The organism is Prevotella lacticifex, from assembly GCF_019973375.1.
Classification (GTDB): Bacteria; Bacteroidota; Bacteroidia; order Bacteroidales; family Bacteroidaceae; genus Prevotella; species Prevotella lacticifex.
The window spans coordinates 87245-104899 of the sequence record NZ_BPTV01000003.1 but is presented as its reverse complement, the minus strand read 5'-3'; the positions used below and the strand labels follow the sequence as shown (position 1 = coordinate 104899).

The window sequence follows — 17655 nt, the reverse complement described above, 5'->3', positions numbered from 1 at the left end:
CGGTCTTGAAATAGTCTTTTATATCATTTACCCCCTCAGCGTTGGTCCAGAAGGTGTAGGTTCCTCCACCGGGGTCATCGTTGGCCCACGTCGTCGGGCTTCCCCCCGATGAGCATCACGAGCACGAGCATCAGCACTTGCAGCCCGAACGCCCTGCGTCCCAACCGTCTGAATCCTTGTTGTTCTTTTGTCTTCATAGTCTTTATCTTTTTGGTTTATTTCATTGCAGTATTTCTGTTATTCTCGGCACAATCTGTTTACGTGATAGTTCTTCCTTGGAGTAGGTTACACCTTCACGGAGCGACGGTCCGAAGATGGCCTCGGCCACAGCCTGAGTCCCTTCACCGTAATAGATGAAATAGGTGCCGTCTTCCACGAAAGGCGTGTCAGGATCGCTCTCGTCGGGATTGGGTACAAGATTATCGATCTTGGCAAACAGCATGTCGCGCCTGTTGTCGCACATCACCTGGGGCATCACGCCCAACATACGGCTGATAAAGTCATCCATCTCGCTTGCCTTGCAATTAAGCGAACTGAAACCGATAGCCTTGCCACCTATCTCATACTCCTTATAGTCCGAGAGAAAGATCTCGCCATCGCTCATGCCATCGTAATTATTGGCGGCATCGGCCATCTGGCGGTTAATCTCTGCCACTTTGTCCTCCAACTGCAACTGGGCGACCAGCGCCGTCCATGCCACGGAGTCCTCATGCTGAGTGGTAGTCTTGGTGAGATTACGTGTGTCCGACAGCAATCCGGCAAGCAGAATGCGGGCAGTCTCATCGTCGATGTCGACACCTGTCTCCCTGTACATCTCGTAGATGATGGTGCAGGTGGAGCCAATCATCTCCCTGCGAACGTAGGGAATGCCGCTGTCCTGAATGTCGCCCTCTACGTGGTGGTCTATCTTCTGTAGGATGATAGCCTCCCTGGCACCGTCCACACACTGGGCATAGTCGGTGTGGTCGGTCAGTATGAGCCGTGTCTGCGGCACCACACTGCTCTTCAATTCGGGCAGTTCAAAGCCGAACACGCCAGAGATATAGGCTGTCTCGCGGTTGGTCGCACTCGACACCTTTGCCTTGCAGTTGTAGCCCAGCGCATTCATCAGCTTGGCATAACCCAACGACGAACAGACGGCATCCACGTCAGGCGTTTTGTGACCATACACGAATGTCGTGTCTGCTCCCCAGTCGAGCGTTTTCAGCATAGCGCGAAACGCCTTCCCCTGTTCGGGTATCACCAGAGGATCGTCTTCCGACGAGCATGAGGTGAATAGTCCCAAGCCACAGACGAGGATGGTGGCCATCAGCCAAAGTCTATTCTTATTCATAGTCTTTATCTTTTTTCTGTTATTGTTTTGTAAGTTTCAGCCCCGTGGCATCCACGTATTCTCCTTCAACGAGCGTGGCATTGGCCGTGCCGCTATAGGTATTGCCGTTGCCATCACTGACGGTGAAGTTGAAGGTGCTCTGCGCGGCGGTGGGCAGCAGGGCGACATAGACCTCCGTCTGACCAGAGGCAGTAATCGTGAGGGGCGCTGTGATATCTGCACCCGTTGCATGGACATCATTCTGCGCCGTATTGACACCGATGGCCACCGTAGCCGACTGCGGATATTTTCCGTTGTTTGAGTCACCAGTGCTATAACTAATGCTGAGTGACTTGATGGGGATGGCATCGCCCGTATTCTTATCCTTAAACGAGAACTTGCACACCGTCAGCAGGCTCTTCATCTTCCCTATCGTGGCGTTGGCCGTCGTTTCGGTCACCTCTGTCACGGTTGCCTTGCCAAAGACGTAGTGGTAGTTGGTGGCGAGCTTGCTGAGCGTGCCGTTCTGTCCCGTGAGCGAGAGGGTATATCTGTCGTTGTATTCAAACGTCGTGGCTGGATAGACCACCGCCAGATAATCGTTAGCAAGGCAATACACGTCGCCCGTGAACTGCGAGGTGGCGGCGGTGGAGGCTGCCGTTAGCGAGCCGCTGTAGATTTCATCACCATCAGCGTCTTTTGTCCTGCTCAGGTTGCAGTATGTCAGGGCGTCGCCCGCCGTCCACGAGGCGGTGAGGATGCCGTCATCCTCAACAAGCGAGGCGCGAGTCAGCATCTGCCGTGCCGCCGCCTCAGTCTGCGTAATGGTAATGCGGCGCACCTTCACGCCGTCGTCAGGCTTACCCGGTTCATCATCCGAACTTGAGCAGCCCATCACTCCGGCCAGCATCATGCCGCCGAGCATCCAAAGAAGGAATTTATTTCTATTGTTCATATTTCGTTTTCGTTATCGTTAAAACCTCGTTTTGACTTTCCTCACGCTCAGAAGTGCTCAAACTCGTTTGGCACTTCTCTCGCTTAATCGGAAAGTTTTGGTTATTCATCTTCATCCTGGCTAAAGCCGCTGCCCGACTTACTGTAGCCGGGAATCTCTCCGCTCACCGTGAGCAGCTGCTGCCGTGCGTGGAGGGCAACCACCCTCGCCGTCGGTTTCGTGTACGCTTTCTTCATTGTGCTATCTGTTTTTTGAATGTTATAAAAAATGCAAACCTCCAATTCCCCAATTATCAGAATACAAGAATCAAAAGTGGACGTCCAGTCTTTATGTCCTATTGTGTCTTGCTATGGTGGCATACGCATATATTTTGGTTTTAGGGTTCAACAATATATTCTGTCTATGACAAGTACTCTACAGGCTCATAACATGGAATCTGTGATTTCTCGAAGTCACTTATATTCAGGCACTTGCAATTTGAATTTAATTATTAACTGCGGATATTAGGTTTATTATTGTTATTATTATCATTATCAGCAGTGGTGATCACAAATATGTATGGGCAAAAAGCAATCAGACCTCCTTGCAAGTTTGCAAGAAAATCCCGTACTGGTGTTTCTGCGATTAGTAGTGCCATAATAAATACGTATTTAAGTTAAAGATTCGGTGTAAAGGTACAAAAAATATTGTAATTATGCTCCGATACGGAAGAAAATTTTCTTAAAAGGACGCATTTTGAGGTCTTTTGAGGTACTTATGCCTCATCAGTCTGTCATAATGTGCCCTATCTACACGTTTATGAAAGTTCTTGCCGTGCAAGCGACCTAAGGACGAGCGAAATACGTTAAATCTGCCCTCACAAGCCAAGGTAGAAAACACACAGAACCACTTTTCTTCCGTTTAACTGGCAAATTGCTGACAATCAGCACTTAAAGCATTCGCATTGTGATGTAGTAGATTTGTACAAGAACCTTTATATGTTGAGTGTTTTCGGTGCAATGCTATCAACCATTGAATTTAGATTTTACCCACAATACTCAATAAACCTCTTATAATCCGTTTGGGAAGAAAACCTTCATTTTCATATTATATTCGTTCTCTTGGAAAGGAAAGGCTTACTTGACCTTCTTCTTCGAGTTCATTCTTTTCCTCTTTCCTTTCCTGCAGGAGTTCTCATGCTGCTGTCTTACAGACCGCGTTGCTGAACATCCTAATCGCTTTTCCCCTGTCTTCTGTTGTAACCTTCCACTGCATTGCCTCGATAGCATGTCAATGGGCATCCTTCGTTTACCATACTTCCTGATGAATATGAATGATATGCTACATCTTCGCTTTGTCCTTCTCCGTCTGATAACCATTACGTGCCACCAATGAGCAGTTGACTGTTGAGCATCCTCCTTATCATATCTGTTATTGAATTGTTCTTATTCCGACTTCTTCATTTATGCCTTTTCCGGGCGAAGCGAGTCACACTTACTTTTTCCGTCGCAAAGATCTTCGACGAGCGAAGCGGCATAGCCGAGCGAGTGTAAGCCGTATACTGCAATTAGAAGAGGGATGCAAGTTCTCTAAAGATTGGCATTCCATTTTACGTTATCTTCTGGGATTTTGAAAGAAAACTCGTCAAAATGCAAAATTCCTACAGATTGATGAGTTTACTTTAGGATTTTCGCAAAATGACTCTTATTGGTTATGTTGATATTATTGCAATCTGCATCTAGTAAAATCCCTTCCCTTTTTGATGTTCATACATCCATTTACCACCCTTGTCCATGTTTTCTATCACAAATTGCACTATTGCTCCCGTAGGAATGTCCTTTGGTAGTCTCTTAACGAGCAATGCAACAAGCTGACCTTTATTGGTGAATCCTGTCTTTTCCTCTTCTGCAACAACTTTTCCTTTGTAAAATGCTGTCCCTCGAAGTAGATTGTTTTTGGATATTCGATCTGTTTCTAACTTCTTTTCTTCCCGACGCAACTCTTCCTTTCCTGGATTACTTACGAGGTTTCTGAACTACGGGTTTCATTGATACTGTTTTCATAATTATAATATTTATAAGAAATAACTCTTATATACTCTTATAATGTAAAACAGTTGCTCTTAAAAAAGTTATCCCGTTTGCTATTATTTGCGATTGGCACACGGAATAGCGGCTATTTTAATAGGGTTATTATAACAAAAAACAAGGAGTCAAAGTGTTATAGAATCACTTTAACTCCTTATAATTAACTAGTTGTATATCAGTCTATTAAAACTACTCTTCGACGGCTGCCTGTGCGGCAGCCAGACGTGCGATTGGCACACGGAATGGCGAGCAGCTGACGTAGTCGAGGCCTGCGCGGTGGCAGAACTTCACTGATGAAGGCTCACCGCCGTGCTCACCGCAGATACCGCACTTGAGGTCGGGACGTGTCTTGTGACCCTTCTCGACAGCGCTCTTGATGAGCTGGCCTACGCCCTCCTGGTCGAGAACCTGGAACGGATCGACGTCGAGGATCTTGTTGCTCAGATAGCTCGGCAGGAAGCTGTTGATATCGTCGCGGCTGTAACCGAAGGTCATCTGAGTGAGGTCGTTAGTACCGAAGCTGAAGTACTCAGCGTATTCAGCGATCTTGTCGGCGGTGAGGGCAGCGCGAGGAATCTCGATCATTGTACCCACCTTGAACGGCAGCTCCATGCCTTCCTCTGCGAACACTTCCTTGGCAGCCTTGTTGATGACTTCCTTCTGGAGCTTGAGCTCCTTATAGGTGCCTACGAGCGGAACCATGATCTCCGGCTTCGGGTCGAGACCCTGCTTCTTCAGCTCGATGGCTGCGCCGAGGATAGCCTTTGTCTGCATCTTCGTAATCTCAGGGAACTTGATGCCCAGACGGCAGCCGCGGAGACCGAGCATCGGGTTGTGCTCCTCGAGACTTGCCACGCGCTCTTTGATCTTCTGGATGCTGACACCCATCTCCTCAGCCATAATCTTCTGGCCCTTCTCATCGTGAGGAACGAACTCGTGGAGAGGTGGGTCGAGCAGACGGATGTTCACTGGCAGACCGTTCATGCACTTGAGGATACCTACGAAGTCTTTCTTCTGCAGAGGCAGCAGCTTGGCGAGAGCCTTCTCGCGGTCCTCAGTGGTGTCGGCGAGGATCATCTCACGCATAGCCTTAATCTTCTCAGCCTCGAAGAACATGTGCTCTGTGCGGCACAGACCGATACCTACGGCACCGAAGCTCTTTGCAACCTCAGCATCGTGGGGAGTGTCGGCGTTAGTGCGGACAACGAGCTTTGTATATTTGTCGCAGAGGTCCATCAGCTCAGCGAAGTAGCCCGAAACCTCAGCCGGACGAGTCTTCACCTCACCCTCATAAACCTGACCGGTAGAACCGTTGAGAGAGATGTAATCGCCCTCGTGGAACACCTGTCCGTGGATCTCTACTGTGCGCTTCTTGTAGTCGACGTGGATGTTTCCGGCACCCGATACGCAGCACTTACCCATACCGCGGGCAACGACGGCAGCGTGTGATGTCATACCACCACGTGCAGTGAGGATACCCTCAGCAGCCGACATTCCGGCGAGGTCCTCAGGCGATGTCTCGATACGTACCATGACAACCTTGTGACCGTCAGCGTGCCACTTGGCAGCGTCGTCGGCGAAGAATACAATCTGACCGGTAGCGGCACCCGGTGATGCGGGCAGTCCGTGAGTCAGAGTGTGAGTATGCTTGAGAGCCTCCTTGTCGAAGATCGGGTGCAGGAGCTCGTCGAGCTTGTTAGGCTCGCAGCGCTCGATGGCTGTCTTCTCGTCAATCTCGCCCTCCTTGAGCAGGTCCATGGCGATCTTAACCATTGCAGTACCTGTGCGCTTACCGTTACGTGTCTGGAGGAACCACAGCTTGCCTTCCTGGACAGTGAACTCCATGTCCTGCATGTCGTGGTAGTGCTTCTCAAGCTTGTCCTGAATCTCGTTGAGCTGCTTGTAAACCTCAGGCATCTCCTCCTCGAGTGAAGGATACTTGCTCTTACGCTCTTCCTCGCTGACACCCTGGAGCTCAGCCCAGCGGCGTGAACCCTCGAGAGTAATCTGCTGCGGAGTACGAACACCGGAGACAACGTCCTCACCCTGAGCGTTCTTCAGCCACTCACCGTTGAAGATGTTCTCACCTGTTGCAGCGTCACGGCTGAAGCATACACCGGTAGCTGATGTCTCGCCCATGTTACCATAGACCATTGCCATGACTGAAACGGCTGTGCCCCAATCGTCAGGAATGCCGTTGAGCTTACGGTAGAGGATGGCGCGCTTGTTCATCCAGCTGCCGAAGACGGCGCAGATGGCACCCCAGAGCTGCTCTACAGGGTCAGATGGGAAGTCAGAGCCTGTCTGCTTCTTGATGGCCTCCTTGAAGAGCTTGACAAGCTGCTGGAGCTCTTCGACGTTCAGCTCATAGTCGAGCTTGATGCCGCGCTGGCTCTTGACCTGCTCGATGATTGCCTCGAACGGGTCGACGTCGTCCTTGTTGACCGGCTTCATGCCCAATACGACATCACCGTACATCTGAACGAAACGGCGGTAGCTGTCCCATGCAAAGTGAGGATTGGGCGCAGGGGGATTTTTCCGTGGATGCCCCTGCACTCGCCTAACCAAATATCGTGAAACAGCGGAACATGAAGAAGGGAAGGTCACTGACCCCATGCACCTGAGCACGCAGTCCCTTAATCTTTGAGTTGAGCGACTCGGCTGGCGCATTCGTTGACCTGTTGTTGAAGAAGTTTAGCACATACTCCTCTTTGGCCTTGATGGTGTCACGTACTGATATGATTTCCCGAATGCGGGTTCTTCCGACATTCTTGTACCACTTATGGAGCGCTTTCTTTGCACTCTTCCTGTCCTTTTTCTTGCTGAAGATGTTGCGCAGGGCGCAGAGCAGACCGTATGCAGCCTTCATCTTTGGCTCAATCTCAAAGAGCAGGCGCATTTCCTCCTTCTGGAAGTCAGTCCAGTCATTGTGGTTTTTCGTCAGCGGGTATCTTACGTGCGTCAGCAAGTCGGCTTTGGTCTCTCCATTGCTGAGTTTCTTCGGCTCAAACTTTTCATTCTTCCGCTTGCGCGGCCTGCCGAGGCGTTTGCCGTTCTTGCTCTTCTTGACCTCATGGGTCTCGGCGTACCTGTCCCTTGCCTTGGCCCGCTTCTCTTGCTGCTTTCTGAACTCCCGCTCCTCTCTCTTGACCTCGGTCGTGTTGGTGCGCTTGAGCTTCATGCGCATCGCATCAAGTCCCCTGGTCGTATAAAGCTGGATGACATGGAAATGGTCTATAACTATCTCTGCCTGTGGGAAGGACTTCTTGACAATGCCCATCATGCTGTCGGAGAAGTCCATCGACACCTCCTTGACTTTATTTCGGCTCTCTTCTTGTATCTCGTCAAAATGCTTCGTCACGTCAGCAACGGTCGTGCCCTTGACTGCAGCTATGAGTGTTCCCTTCTTGCAGTGTCCGTCCCTGTTGGAGAGGAACGTGATCAGGTCATGGTGAAGCATCGTCTCGTCTATGCACAGTCGCTCGCCCATGTTCTTCTCTTGAAGCACCCACTCACCGGCATGCTCCTTCTGGTCCCAGTCCGTAAAGCCACTCAGATGCTCCTTGTAGGCACGCCCGAGGTACTTCCCGTCAGTCCGGAAGAAGCGCCCCACGCATTGGGCCGTCACTGGGAAGGCATCCAACCATTTTTTTTAAGAAATCCGCAAACTCTACAGAGTAGCAGGTTCCCTCTGCCACAAGAGGCAGGGTTTCAAGGACGACGTTGTGACCGTCTCCGTCCAACCAACGACGGCGACGGACATGCAGCAGAACTTTATGCTCGCGTTGTGGGAAGTCATTGAACAAGCGAGGCTCCGTGAAACCGTTGGGCTGAAGGTCATGCCAGACCTTGTCACGCAGGTCGCGCTCGTCAAGGTAGATGTGAAGAATACGGATGACGGTGCCTGTTTCGTCCTTCTCGTTAGTAACTTCTTCGTCGATCTTAGTGATCTCGAAGTAATCAAGGATGCCATCGGGCAGCATGTAACGGACTAATGTTGAGTAGTCGAATGTCGATAGTTTCTTTGCCATGCTGCAAAGGTAACATAGTTTCCCGACATCAGCAACGCTGTTTCACTATATTTTAGTTAGGCGAGTGCAGGGACATCCACGGAAAAATCCCCCTGCGCCGAGGATTGTCGGTCTTCTTGGCCAGACCCTCTACAACTTCGTCGTTAAGACCGAGGTTGAGGATGGTGTCCATCATTCCCGGCATTGAAGCGCGGGCACCAGAGCGAACGGAGACGAGCAGAGGATTGCTCGGGTCACCGAATTTCTTTCCGATGGTGTCCTCGATAAGTTTCATTGAACGCTCCACGTCGTCCTTAAGCAGGGCTACGACGGCGTCCTTTCCTTTTTCATAATACTCTGTACATACATCGGTAGTGATGGTGAAACCTGGAGGCACTGGTACGCCAACAAGGTTCATCTCAGCAAGGTTAGCACCCTTACCGCCGAGCAGATTACGCATGTCTGCTCTACCCTCGGCCTTTCCGTTACCGAAGGTGTAAACTCTCTTTTCACTCATAGTTGATATTTGAAAAATACAAAATTATAATGCTTTTAAAAACCACTGCAAATTTACTATATTTTGCTCAAACCCCCAAGGGTTGTGCATTATTATTTTTTCTCCTTAAACTTTTTTTTCAATGTTGGCGCAAACAAATGATTTGAATCAAGAATTTCGGGTCGTATTTTACATTTATTAATAGGTTCTTTGGCCGTCTGCGTTGGCATTGGCAGTGTTGGTCGTACTGCGGCCTTGGGCGCGATGATGGTTTTTCGGCCGCTTTCCGTTCATCGGCTGACTTTTTTTATGTACCTTTGCACCCGGAACCGTATGCGCGGTCGTTATTAATTATGTATTACTTTGTTGCAACAACAGTGAATTTATATGAGTAGAAAGAGAAAAGCCCTGCCGCTTTATGAGAATGTCGGGATTGAGGCTGTCGCAGCCGAGGGAAAATGTGTGGCCCACGTCGACGATAAGGTAGTCTTCGTGCCATTCGTCGTCCCCGGCGATGTCGTCGACGTGCAGGTGACCAAGAAACGCCATAAATATTGTGAGGCGCGGGTGGTCAAATTCGTGAAGAAGAGCCCAATGCGCATAGAGCCACGATGCTCACACTTCGGTATTTGCGGCGGATGCAAGTGGCAGAATCTGCCCTACTCCGAGCAACTCAAGGCCAAGCAGCAGCAGGTCCACGACCAGCTTACGCGCATCGGAAAGGTTGAGCTGCCCGAGTTTCATCCCATCCTCGGATCGGTGAAGCAGTGGGAGTACCGCAACAAACTGGAGTTCGGCTGTGCCGACAAGCGGTGGTACACCGCCGAGGAGCTCCACAGCCTCCCCGAGGGTGCAGGACTCAATGAGCCCGCAATAGGATTCCATATCACCGGAGCCTTCGACAAAATCTACCCCATAGAGAAGTGCTGGCTCATGGACGACCTCCAGAACCGGGTGCGCAACGACATATTTAATTATGCCGTGGACTCGGGAATGACTTTCTACGATACTCGCAGCCAGCACGGACTGCTGCGCAACCTCATGCTGCGCAACTCCAACTCGGGCGAGTGGATGCTGCTCATACAGTTTCACTACGATGAACCCGGCGATGACGAGCGGGCCAAGGCACTTCTCGATCATGTGGCTGCGACTTTCCCAGAGATTACAAGTCTCATCTACGTCGACAATCAGAAGGGCAACGACACCGTCGGCGACCTCGACCTCATAACATATAAGGGCACCGATTTCATATATGAGATTATGGAGGACCTGAAGTTTAAGGTCGGACCTAAGAGTTTCTATCAGACCAACACCGAGCAGGCATACCATCTCTACTGTGTGGCCCGCAGTTTCGCTTTAGACGGATATGATAAGTCGTCTGCTGATGAGACAAATAGAAACGACAGTCCGACGGATGAAACAAATAGAAACGATACTGCCGATAAAGCCTCTGCCGACCTCCCGCTTATCTATGACCTCTATACCGGTACGGGCACCATTGCCAACTTTGTGGCCCGTCATGCGCGGAAGGTAGTAGGCATCGAGTATGTGCCCGAGGCTATCGAGGACGCCAAGGTCAACTCGCGCATCAACGGCATCGACAACACCGTTTTCTATGCCGGTGACATGAAGGATATCCTCTCCGACGAGTTTATCCGCAGCAACGGCCGTCCCGACATCATCATCACCGATCCACCGCGTGCAGGCATGCACCCCGATGTCGTTCGCGTCATCCTCAATGCCGCACCGCGCCGAATCGTCTATGTCAGCTGCAATCCCGCCACGCAGGCCCGCGACCTGGCTCTCCTCGATGCCGACTACTATGTCGCTCAGGTCCAGCCCGTCGATATGTTCCCCCATACCCCACATGTCGAGAATGTCGTTCAGCTCATCCGCAGGAAGTAAGTCATTGAACATTGGGCGGATTGTTCGCTTAGTTCTATGATGTCCTATCAAACCATGTGACAGCGTCTCGAGCCCTGTAGCTGTCTATATCGCTGTTGGATGTATGCTGCAAATGTTTTATAATCAGTGGTTTACAGAGAAAAATAGCTTGATTAAGAGAGCATTGCAGCACTCATCCGCCGTAGTGGCGGGTTTTATCCCCGTCCTATCAACAGCGGACAAGATACAAAGCAAATGCCCCGCAGCAGCGAGGGTGGGGATAAACCCCACCCCTAAAGTGGTGGAGTGCTGCAAGAGGCTTATAATCAATAGTTTGAATAGGATGTCAGTCTGACTTTATCCCCACCCTAATGCCACGTGTGTGATTTTTTCTGCCAATGCAAAGCCCGTCGGGGCTGTCAGTGGCAGAGAAAATAATACAAGCCCCGACGAATCTAACCCACATTGCAGCTATATTTCAGCTACCCCCCTGATTTCCAGGACTCGTTTTTTTTTTGATATCCGCATTTTGGGTCCACACAAATTTTCTTGCCTTTATCGGAATATGGTCTACCTTGAGCGTGTCGTATATCTGTAGTAAATCATCTTCCGGCTCGCTGCATTTTCTTACTGCAATCTTTTCCGTTGCTTAGACTGGCTGTGCTGGTGGCTACTATCTGCTTGTTCATACGGCTCTTTCATTTAAATTTTTACTGACATGGCATAATAGTTGCATTGGTTGCTTCTGACAGATGCTCATTGCATGCCATGGTGTAGATGCTATAGTTCTTTTCATTTAGTAGGGTCATGGAGAGAGTACACCGATAACGAGTTGTTAAGATAATTCATATTATTCCGTCTGTTGCGCGACCTCTGTACAACATTGATTTTCAATGGGTTGCTAATACATGCCATTTTGTGTTATAAAACGGTCCGTTTTAGGACGCGAAACGGTCTGTTTCGCAAGCTGAAACGGACCGTTTGGAAAGCCGAAATGATATGTATTAGAATGATGTAAAGATATTTCGGTATTGCTTTTATTATATATTCACCACGGAGAACCAGTGCATTGAGGCATCTCATGTACATGTCACGCTGCTCAAACGTCGGAAGTTCAGGCAGATAGCCCAGAGCAAGCAACATGTGCTGCCGAGTCTTGCCGTTGCTGTCGCGGTATGACTCGGTCAGGCGGTAGTACTTCTGTGTGAGGACCTTATCGCCGACATGCTTTTCTCGTCTGACGTGTTGTGATAAAACCTGTGTGGGTTAACTCATTGCCGTTTTGCTGACGAGCGAAAACAATTGCGAGGAAAAAGAAAATAGCTTTTTCGCGGCATATATTTGGTGGTTTAAAATATTTTTCATAAGTTTGCATCGGTTATCCGAGTAAGCACCTTATAACGACGAAACCGTGAATCTGTATTCTGAAACCAAAACTAAAGTTAATATGAGAAAGTATTTAGCCTTACTCCTCCTATCCGCCATGACGCTGACAGCCGGGGCACAGACACCCAAGTGGGTAAACAACGTAAAATTGTCGGGCTACGGTATGACCCAGTATCAGTATGTCGACAAGAAGAATGCCAAGTCGAACAGTTTCAACCTGCGTCTGGCACGTATCAGTCTCGATGGCCGTGTGCTGAGCGACTGGTACTGGAAGGCTCAGATACAGTTCAACGGCAACACCTCTAACCTCGGCAGCAGTCCTAAGGTTGTCGACTTGTTCGTAGAGTGGCAACACTTTGACTGGCTGCGCATTAAGATGGGTCAGTTTAAGAATCCGTTCAGCTATGAGAACCCTATGAATCCTCTCGATCAGGGCTTTATGAGCTATTCGCAGATTATCACACAGCTGACGAATTTCACCGGCCGCGACGGCTCCCACTCAAGCAATGGCCGCGACATAGGATTGCAGTTTCAGGGCGACTTCCTCAAGAACTCCAACGGCCGTAATCTCCTCCACTATCAGGTTGGCGTGTTCAACGGTCAGGGCATCAATGTCAAGGATGTCGACCAGCAGAAGAACGTTATCGGTGGTGTGTGGGTGATGCCTGTCAAGGGCATGCGCCTCGGCTGGTTCGGATGGACCGGCAGCTATGCCCGCAAGGGGGCGTGGACCGACCCCGACGGCTCTACCCACAGCGGCGTGAGGAGTCTGCAGCAACGCCGTTATGCTTTCTCGGCCGAATATCTCAAGGACGACTGGACGTTCCGCACCGAGTATGCCCATCAGACCGGCTACGGATTCAAGAACCGCTATCAGGATGCTGACGAGGCCTCGTCGAACAATGCCGACATCAACTACACCAACGGCGACAAGGCCCAGGGTGTCTATGCTCTCGTCATTGCCCCGGTGATAAAGAACAAGTTCCACGCCAAGGCCCGCTACGATATGTATCAGCCGTCGGGCGACGCATCGTTGCAGAAGACCAATTATGAGGTGGGACTCGACTATATGTTCACGAAGAATATCCTCCTCAGCGGCGAGTACTGCTACACCCACGACCGCGGTTCCGCCGACCACGACTACAACACCATTGACATCCAGGTGTCTTACCGGTTCTGATTGTTGCCGCAGGGGATTGCCGGTGTGGCATGCAAGCCGTTGATACTATGACGACCGCAGTACTCGGTTGCCATTCTTGAAATGTTATGCAAATAATTGATAATTAGACGCTTGCAGTACTCATCCAACGTAGGGCGGGGCTTATCCCCGTCCTATTGGTTGCGGGGCATCTATTTTATTCTCGTCTGCTGCAGTTAGGGCAGGGATAACCCCCACCTCTATATAGGTAATCATAGGGAGCTATAGGCAGCCAGAGGAAACGATGGATGGCTGCAACGTTTTAATTATCAATGCGTTATCCTATTAATAGTCATTGCTGCATGTCAGACGCTTGCTAACAGCTCTCCCCCTGCCTACCCTTACCCAGCAAACGTCCATTGTAATAAAATATCTGATGTTTGCGGATGGTCTCCTTGCACTTGTCCGGCTTTCGTCTCGTCACCACCATACAATTCTTTCGCTTTCCGAATGAAAAAATCGATGAAGAATCTGTGTCGTTTGTAGATAAATTATTAATTTTGCAGTCGGAAAAAACTGAATTGACAGATGCAACTCGAAGAAATTATACAGATGCGTGCTTATGCGCGCTACGACAGCATATATCTCGGTATACTCCTGACAGCGAGTTTTGCCTGTGCTGTTATCGGTGCTGGCGGCTCGTTCTTAGGCGCTATAGGCAATCTCATTGTCTTGGCGGTGCCGTTCTTTGTGGCTTATAGGGTCAGGAAATTCCGCGTTGAAGCCCGTGGTGACCACATGACGTTCGCCATGGCTATTGCCTATTGCCTGCGTGTGTTCCTTGGCGGAGGATTCTTCTTTGCCGTTTGCCAATGGCTCTACATGCAGTTTCTCGACGGCGGACGGCTGCTTGGTGCCTATCGTGCCATGATGTCGATGCCGGAGATGCAGCCGGTGCTGAAGGTCTACGGACTGTCGCAGCAGCAGGTTGACGATGCTTTGGCGCAGATGTTCTCGCCGCTGACGCTGGCCTCCTACTCCTTCATCATGGCTTGCATAGCCGGAGGAATCGGGAGCATTATCATCGCCGCCATTATGAAGAAATAACTTTATATAGTAAATGGATATATCAGTAGTCATCCCCCTCTATAATGAGGAAGAAAGTCTCCGCGAGCTACACGACTGGATACAGCGTGTCATGACGGAGCATAATTTCACTTACGAGATAATATTTGTCAACGACGGTTCTACCGACGGCTCATGGAATGTCATTGAGGAACTGTCGAAGAAGAATCCTTGCGTCAAGGGAATAAAGTTCCGTCGCAACTACGGCAAGAGCCCTGCCCTCTATTGTGGTTTCAAGGCCGCCCAGGGCAATGTCGTTATCACCATGGATGCCGACCTCCAGGACTCTCCTGACGAGATCCCCGAGCTCTACCGTATGATTACCGAGGAGGGCTATGACCTTGTTTCGGGATGGAAGAAGAAACGCTACGACCCGTTGTCGAAGACCATTCCTACGAAACTCTTCAATGCCACGGCGCGGAAGATATCTGGTGTGCACAACCTCCACGACTTCAACTGCGGACTGAAAGCCTATCGCAGTGAGGTGGTTAAGAATATTGAGGTCTACGGCGAGATGCACCGCTATATCCCCTATCTGGCCAAGAATGCCGGTTTCGACAAGATTGGCGAGAAAGTCGTCCACCATCAGGCCCGCAAGTATGGCCACTCCAAATTCGGCATCAACCGCTTCTTCAACGGCTATCTCGACCTGCTGACGCTATGGTTCCTCTCCCACTACGGCAAGAAACCGATGCACGTCTTCGGATTTCTCGGCTCTATAATGTTCTTCATCAGCTTCTTGGCTCTCCTGATTATGGGCATCGAGAAAGTCGTTGACCTGTCGAATGGCGTATACGGGCCATTGGCCGATTCGGCTTGGTTCTTCATCTTCCTCACCGGAATGCTCATGGGTCTGCAGCTCTTCCTTGCCGGATTCCTCGGTGATCTCATCAGTCGGACGAGTCCGCAGCGCAACGACTATCAGATAGAGAAATTGTTGAGGATAGAGAAATGAAACTGCTGACCATAGTCCTGTCGGCAATCGCCGGAATAATGCTGATGGCCGCCTGCACGAGCCTCGACTGCTCTATCGATAATGTCGTGGCAATGAATGTGGCTGTTCCCGACACGGTGAAGAGCGACACGCTGTCGGTCTACACCATCGTCAACGGTGCCGACACAGCCCTCTACACCAACGGTGTGGCCGTCACGGCACTGTCGTTGCCGATGAGCTACGGCAGCGATGCCGACTCCTACATCTTCGCTTTCACACCGGAGGATGGGTCGACCGTTGCCGACACGGTGACTGTGGCTAAGACGAACACACCGCATTTCGAGAGTGTCGACTGCTCACCGCAGTTCTGGCACGAGATACAGTCGGTGACGACAACTCACAACGTCATCGACTCGATAATCATCAATAGTACCCACGTCAACAATGACCAAACGATTCAACATCTTATTCTTCGTCTGCATAGCCATTAGCATGCTCCTTCCTACGGAGACGCTGGCGCAGCGCTATGGTTTCCATAAGCGGCAGCGCACGGCAGAGGAGAAGGCCCTGGAGGACTCGATACCCCTCTTCAGGGGTGTGGCTGTGGGCACCGACCTCGTAGGTCCGGTGATGAGGGCCGTCGGCGACTACGGACAGTATGAGCTTATCGTTCGCGGCAACCTCAAGGACCGCTACTTCCCTACTGTCGAGGTGGGATATGGCTCGGCCGACAAAACCGACGATGCCACGGGCATTCGCTATAAGACCGGAGCCCCCTTCGGCCGTGTGGGTATCGACTTCAACGTCATGAAGAATAAGCACGACCTCTATAGGGTTCTCGTGGGAGCGCGCTACGGCTACACATCTTTTAATTATGACATTGGCCCGTTGGTCATCGACGACCCCGTGTGGAGGACTAAGGACACCTACGAGGCTACCGACCAGAAATGCTCCTACGGATGGTTCGAGGCTGTGGCCGGTATCGATGCCACACTGTGGAAGTTTATCCATCTCGGATGGTCGGTGCGCTACAGGGCACGGCTGCATCAGAAGATTCCCGATGCCGGCGAACCGTATTATGTTCCCGGTTACGGCAAGAAAGGCTCGTCGAGGATAGGCGCAATGTTCAATGTGATGTTTGAATTTTAGCGACGCGGGAACACTGAATACATTTGGCCGCAACGCTTGAATTTTAGCGACGCGGGAACACTGAATACATTTGGCCGCAACGCTTGAATTTTAGCGACGCGGGATAGAAATAAATTCTGTAGCAATACGTAAAAACAACGGACGACAATGACAAAGAAGAAAATAGTTTGGCAGACAGCTTTCCTCGCTTTCCTCATCATAGCGACGGTTCTGATTATTATGCAGCACCGTTCGATGCCCTATCAGCATGACGAGGGAATGGTGTTCGGAACGGTCTACAACATTACATATCAGTATGATAGCGACATTAAGCAGGACATCGAGGCTGAACTGCAGAAGGTCGACAACTCGCTATCGCCGTTCAATAAGACTTCTATCATTTCGAAAGTCAACCGCAATGAGAATCCTAAGGTCGACGAGATGTTCACTGAGGTTTTCAATCTTGCTGCTAAAGTGTCGTCAGAGACCGGTGGCGCTTTCGATATCACCGTTGCTCCGTTAGTTAATATGTGGGGCTTTGGCACTAAGCAGTTTCATCGTCCCGACAAGGAGAGCGTCGACAGCCTCATGCGGTTTGTGGGATTCCATAAGGTTAGCTTGCGCGACGGCCATGTCGTGAAGTCTGATCCCCGCATCCAACTCGACTGCTCAGCCATCGCCAAGGGTTATGGTTGTGATGTCGTGGCACGCTATCTGAGGTCGAAGGGCATTAAGAATTTCATGATCGAGATTGGCGGTGAAGTTGTTACGAGCGGACAAAACGAGAAGCAACTTCCGTGGAAGATTGGGGTGACGAAACCCACCGACGACAGCCTCCAGGACAACCAGGAACTGCAAACCATCCTCAACGTTACCGACAAGGCCATGGCCACGAGCGGCAACTATCGCAACTTCTATATCGACGGTGGCCGGAAGTTGGCCCACACCATTGATCCTCATACCGGCTACCCTGTTCAGCACAGCCTTCTGTCGTCGACGGTCATCGCCTCCGACTGCGCCACAGCCGATGCCTATGCCACCTCGTTCATGGTGCTCGGTGTGGAGAAAGCCAAGGAAGTGCTCAGCCGTCATCCCGAACTTATGGCCTACTTCATCTACTCGGATAAGAACGGAAAGATGAACGTGTGGTTCTCGCCGGCACTCAAGGATAAGATTGCCGATGGCCAGTGATAGCTGTCGGCGGGTGCCGGGGTTCGGCAT

General features: G+C 50.5%; 14 protein-coding genes and 3 pseudogenes. 7 read left to right on the top strand and 10 right to left on the bottom strand.

The features are described 5' to 3' along the window. Positions 1-74: 74 nt before the first annotated feature. The 9 genes and pseudogenes from LDN30_RS16435 to LDN30_RS14305 form a co-directional block, all read right to left on the bottom strand. The gene (locus tag LDN30_RS16435; RefSeq protein ID WP_262901951.1) at positions 75-197 is read right to left on the bottom strand and encodes a hypothetical protein; all 123 of its coding nucleotides are present in this window, start codon (positions 195-197) and stop codon (positions 75-77) included. A gap of 23 nt (positions 198-220) precedes the next feature. After that, on the bottom strand, positions 221-1333 hold the full coding sequence (locus LDN30_RS14335; protein WP_223928244.1) for a DHH family phosphoesterase: 1113 nt from the start codon (positions 1331-1333) through the stop codon (positions 221-223). Positions 1334-1352: 19 nt separating this feature from the next. Continuing rightward, a complete protein-coding gene (locus LDN30_RS14330; protein ID WP_223928243.1) occupies positions 1353-2267 on the bottom strand; it encodes a hypothetical protein in 915 nt (304 codons plus the stop codon). 101 nt (positions 2268-2368) lie between these two features. Next, entirely contained in the window at positions 2369-2503 is a 135-nt protein-coding gene (locus LDN30_RS16430) for a hypothetical protein (RefSeq protein ID WP_262901601.1), read from the bottom strand. Positions 2504-3984: 1481 nt separating this feature from the next. Continuing rightward, positions 3985-4245, bottom strand: coding sequence for a hypothetical protein (locus LDN30_RS14325; protein ID WP_223928242.1), 261 nt, complete (start codon positions 4243-4245; stop codon positions 3985-3987). Positions 4246-4522: 277 nt separating this feature from the next. Next, a pseudogene (ppdK, locus tag LDN30_RS14320) lies at positions 4523-6853 on the bottom strand (pyruvate, phosphate dikinase); the annotation flags it as partial. Between the two features lie 40 nt (positions 6854-6893). Next, entirely contained in the window at positions 6894-7946 is a 1053-nt protein-coding gene (locus LDN30_RS14315; protein WP_223925205.1) for a transposase, read from the bottom strand. Beyond that, on the bottom strand, positions 7924-8364 hold the full coding sequence (locus tag LDN30_RS14310; protein ID WP_223925203.1) for an ISAon1 family transposase N-terminal region protein: 441 nt from the start codon (positions 8362-8364) through the stop codon (positions 7924-7926). Before LDN30_RS14310 ends, LDN30_RS14315 begins: the two co-directional genes overlap by 23 nt. Positions 8365-8461: 97 nt before the next feature. After that, positions 8462-8860 (bottom strand): annotated as a pseudogene (locus LDN30_RS14305) (PEP/pyruvate-binding domain-containing protein); the annotation flags it as partial. Between the two features lie 366 nt (positions 8861-9226). Here LDN30_RS14305 and LDN30_RS14300 point away from each other — a divergent pair. Beyond that, a complete protein-coding gene (locus tag LDN30_RS14300) occupies positions 9227-10744 on the top strand; it encodes a class I SAM-dependent RNA methyltransferase (protein WP_223930031.1) in 1518 nt (505 codons plus the stop codon). A 900-nt stretch (positions 10745-11644) separates the two neighbouring features. Here LDN30_RS14300 and LDN30_RS16610 read toward each other — a convergent pair. Beyond that, positions 11645-11917: pseudogene (locus LDN30_RS16610) on the bottom strand (IS1634 family transposase N-terminal domain-related protein); the annotation flags it as partial. 253 nt (positions 11918-12170) lie between these two features. On the opposite strand from LDN30_RS16610, the gene LDN30_RS14295 reads away from it, so the two are divergent. The 6 genes from LDN30_RS14295 (at position 12171) to LDN30_RS14270 (ending at position 17625) form a co-directional block, all read left to right on the top strand. Beyond that, positions 12171-13289: a porin gene (locus LDN30_RS14295; RefSeq protein WP_223930029.1), complete on the top strand. Its 1119-nt coding sequence runs from the start codon at positions 12171-12173 to the stop codon at positions 13287-13289. Positions 13290-13835: 546 nt separating this feature from the next. Further along, entirely contained in the window at positions 13836-14354 is a 519-nt protein-coding gene (locus LDN30_RS14290) for a DUF4199 domain-containing protein (RefSeq protein ID WP_223928237.1), read from the top strand. A gap of 13 nt (positions 14355-14367) precedes the next feature. Then, positions 14368-15327 carry a glycosyltransferase family 2 protein gene (locus LDN30_RS14285; protein ID WP_223928236.1) on the top strand — a complete coding sequence of 320 codons (960 nt, stop codon included), beginning with the start codon at positions 14368-14370 and terminating at the stop codon, positions 15325-15327. Continuing rightward, a complete protein-coding gene (locus LDN30_RS14280; protein WP_223930027.1) occupies positions 15324-15797 on the top strand; it encodes a DUF6452 family protein in 474 nt (157 codons plus the stop codon). The genes LDN30_RS14285 and LDN30_RS14280 overlap by 4 nt, the downstream gene beginning before the upstream one ends. After that, positions 15751-16455, top strand: a complete 705-nt coding sequence (locus LDN30_RS14275) for a DUF6048 family protein (protein ID WP_223928234.1) — start codon at positions 15751-15753, stop codon at positions 16453-16455. Before LDN30_RS14280 ends, LDN30_RS14275 begins: the two co-directional genes overlap by 47 nt. 147 nt (positions 16456-16602) lie before the next feature. Further along, complete coding sequence (locus tag LDN30_RS14270; protein ID WP_223928233.1) at positions 16603-17625, top strand: FAD:protein FMN transferase; 1023 nt, start codon at positions 16603-16605, stop codon at positions 17623-17625. Positions 17626-17655: the final 30 nt, after the last annotated feature.

Excerpts from the sequence above, each read along its gene's own strand:
- LDN30_RS16435 (WP_262901951.1), bottom strand. The coding sequence starts at position 197 with ATGAAGACAAAAGAACAACAAGGATTCAGACGGTTGGGACGCAGGGCG.
- LDN30_RS14335 (WP_223928244.1), bottom strand. The coding sequence starts at position 1,333 with ATGAATAAGAATAGACTTTGGCTGATGGCCACCATCCTCGTCTGTGGC.
- LDN30_RS14330 (WP_223928243.1), bottom strand. The coding sequence starts at position 2,267 with ATGAACAATAGAAATAAATTCCTTCTTTGGATGCTCGGCGGCATGATG.
- LDN30_RS16430 (WP_262901601.1), bottom strand. The coding sequence starts at position 2,503 with ATGAAGAAAGCGTACACGAAACCGACGGCGAGGGTGGTTGCCCTCCAC.
- LDN30_RS14310 (WP_223925203.1), bottom strand. The coding sequence starts at position 8,364 with ATGGCAAAGAAACTATCGACATTCGACTACTCAACATTAGTCCGTTAC.
- LDN30_RS14300 (WP_223930031.1), top strand. The coding sequence starts at position 9,227 with ATGAGTAGAAAGAGAAAAGCCCTGCCGCTTTATGAGAATGTCGGGATT.
- LDN30_RS14295 (WP_223930029.1), top strand. The coding sequence starts at position 12,171 with ATGAGAAAGTATTTAGCCTTACTCCTCCTATCCGCCATGACGCTGACA.
- LDN30_RS14290 (WP_223928237.1), top strand. The coding sequence starts at position 13,836 with ATGCAACTCGAAGAAATTATACAGATGCGTGCTTATGCGCGCTACGAC.
- LDN30_RS14285 (WP_223928236.1), top strand. The coding sequence starts at position 14,368 with ATGGATATATCAGTAGTCATCCCCCTCTATAATGAGGAAGAAAGTCTC.
- LDN30_RS14280 (WP_223930027.1), top strand. The coding sequence starts at position 15,324 with ATGAAACTGCTGACCATAGTCCTGTCGGCAATCGCCGGAATAATGCTG.
- LDN30_RS14275 (WP_223928234.1), top strand. The coding sequence starts at position 15,751 with ATGACCAAACGATTCAACATCTTATTCTTCGTCTGCATAGCCATTAGC.
- LDN30_RS14270 (WP_223928233.1), top strand. The coding sequence starts at position 16,603 with ATGACAAAGAAGAAAATAGTTTGGCAGACAGCTTTCCTCGCTTTCCTC.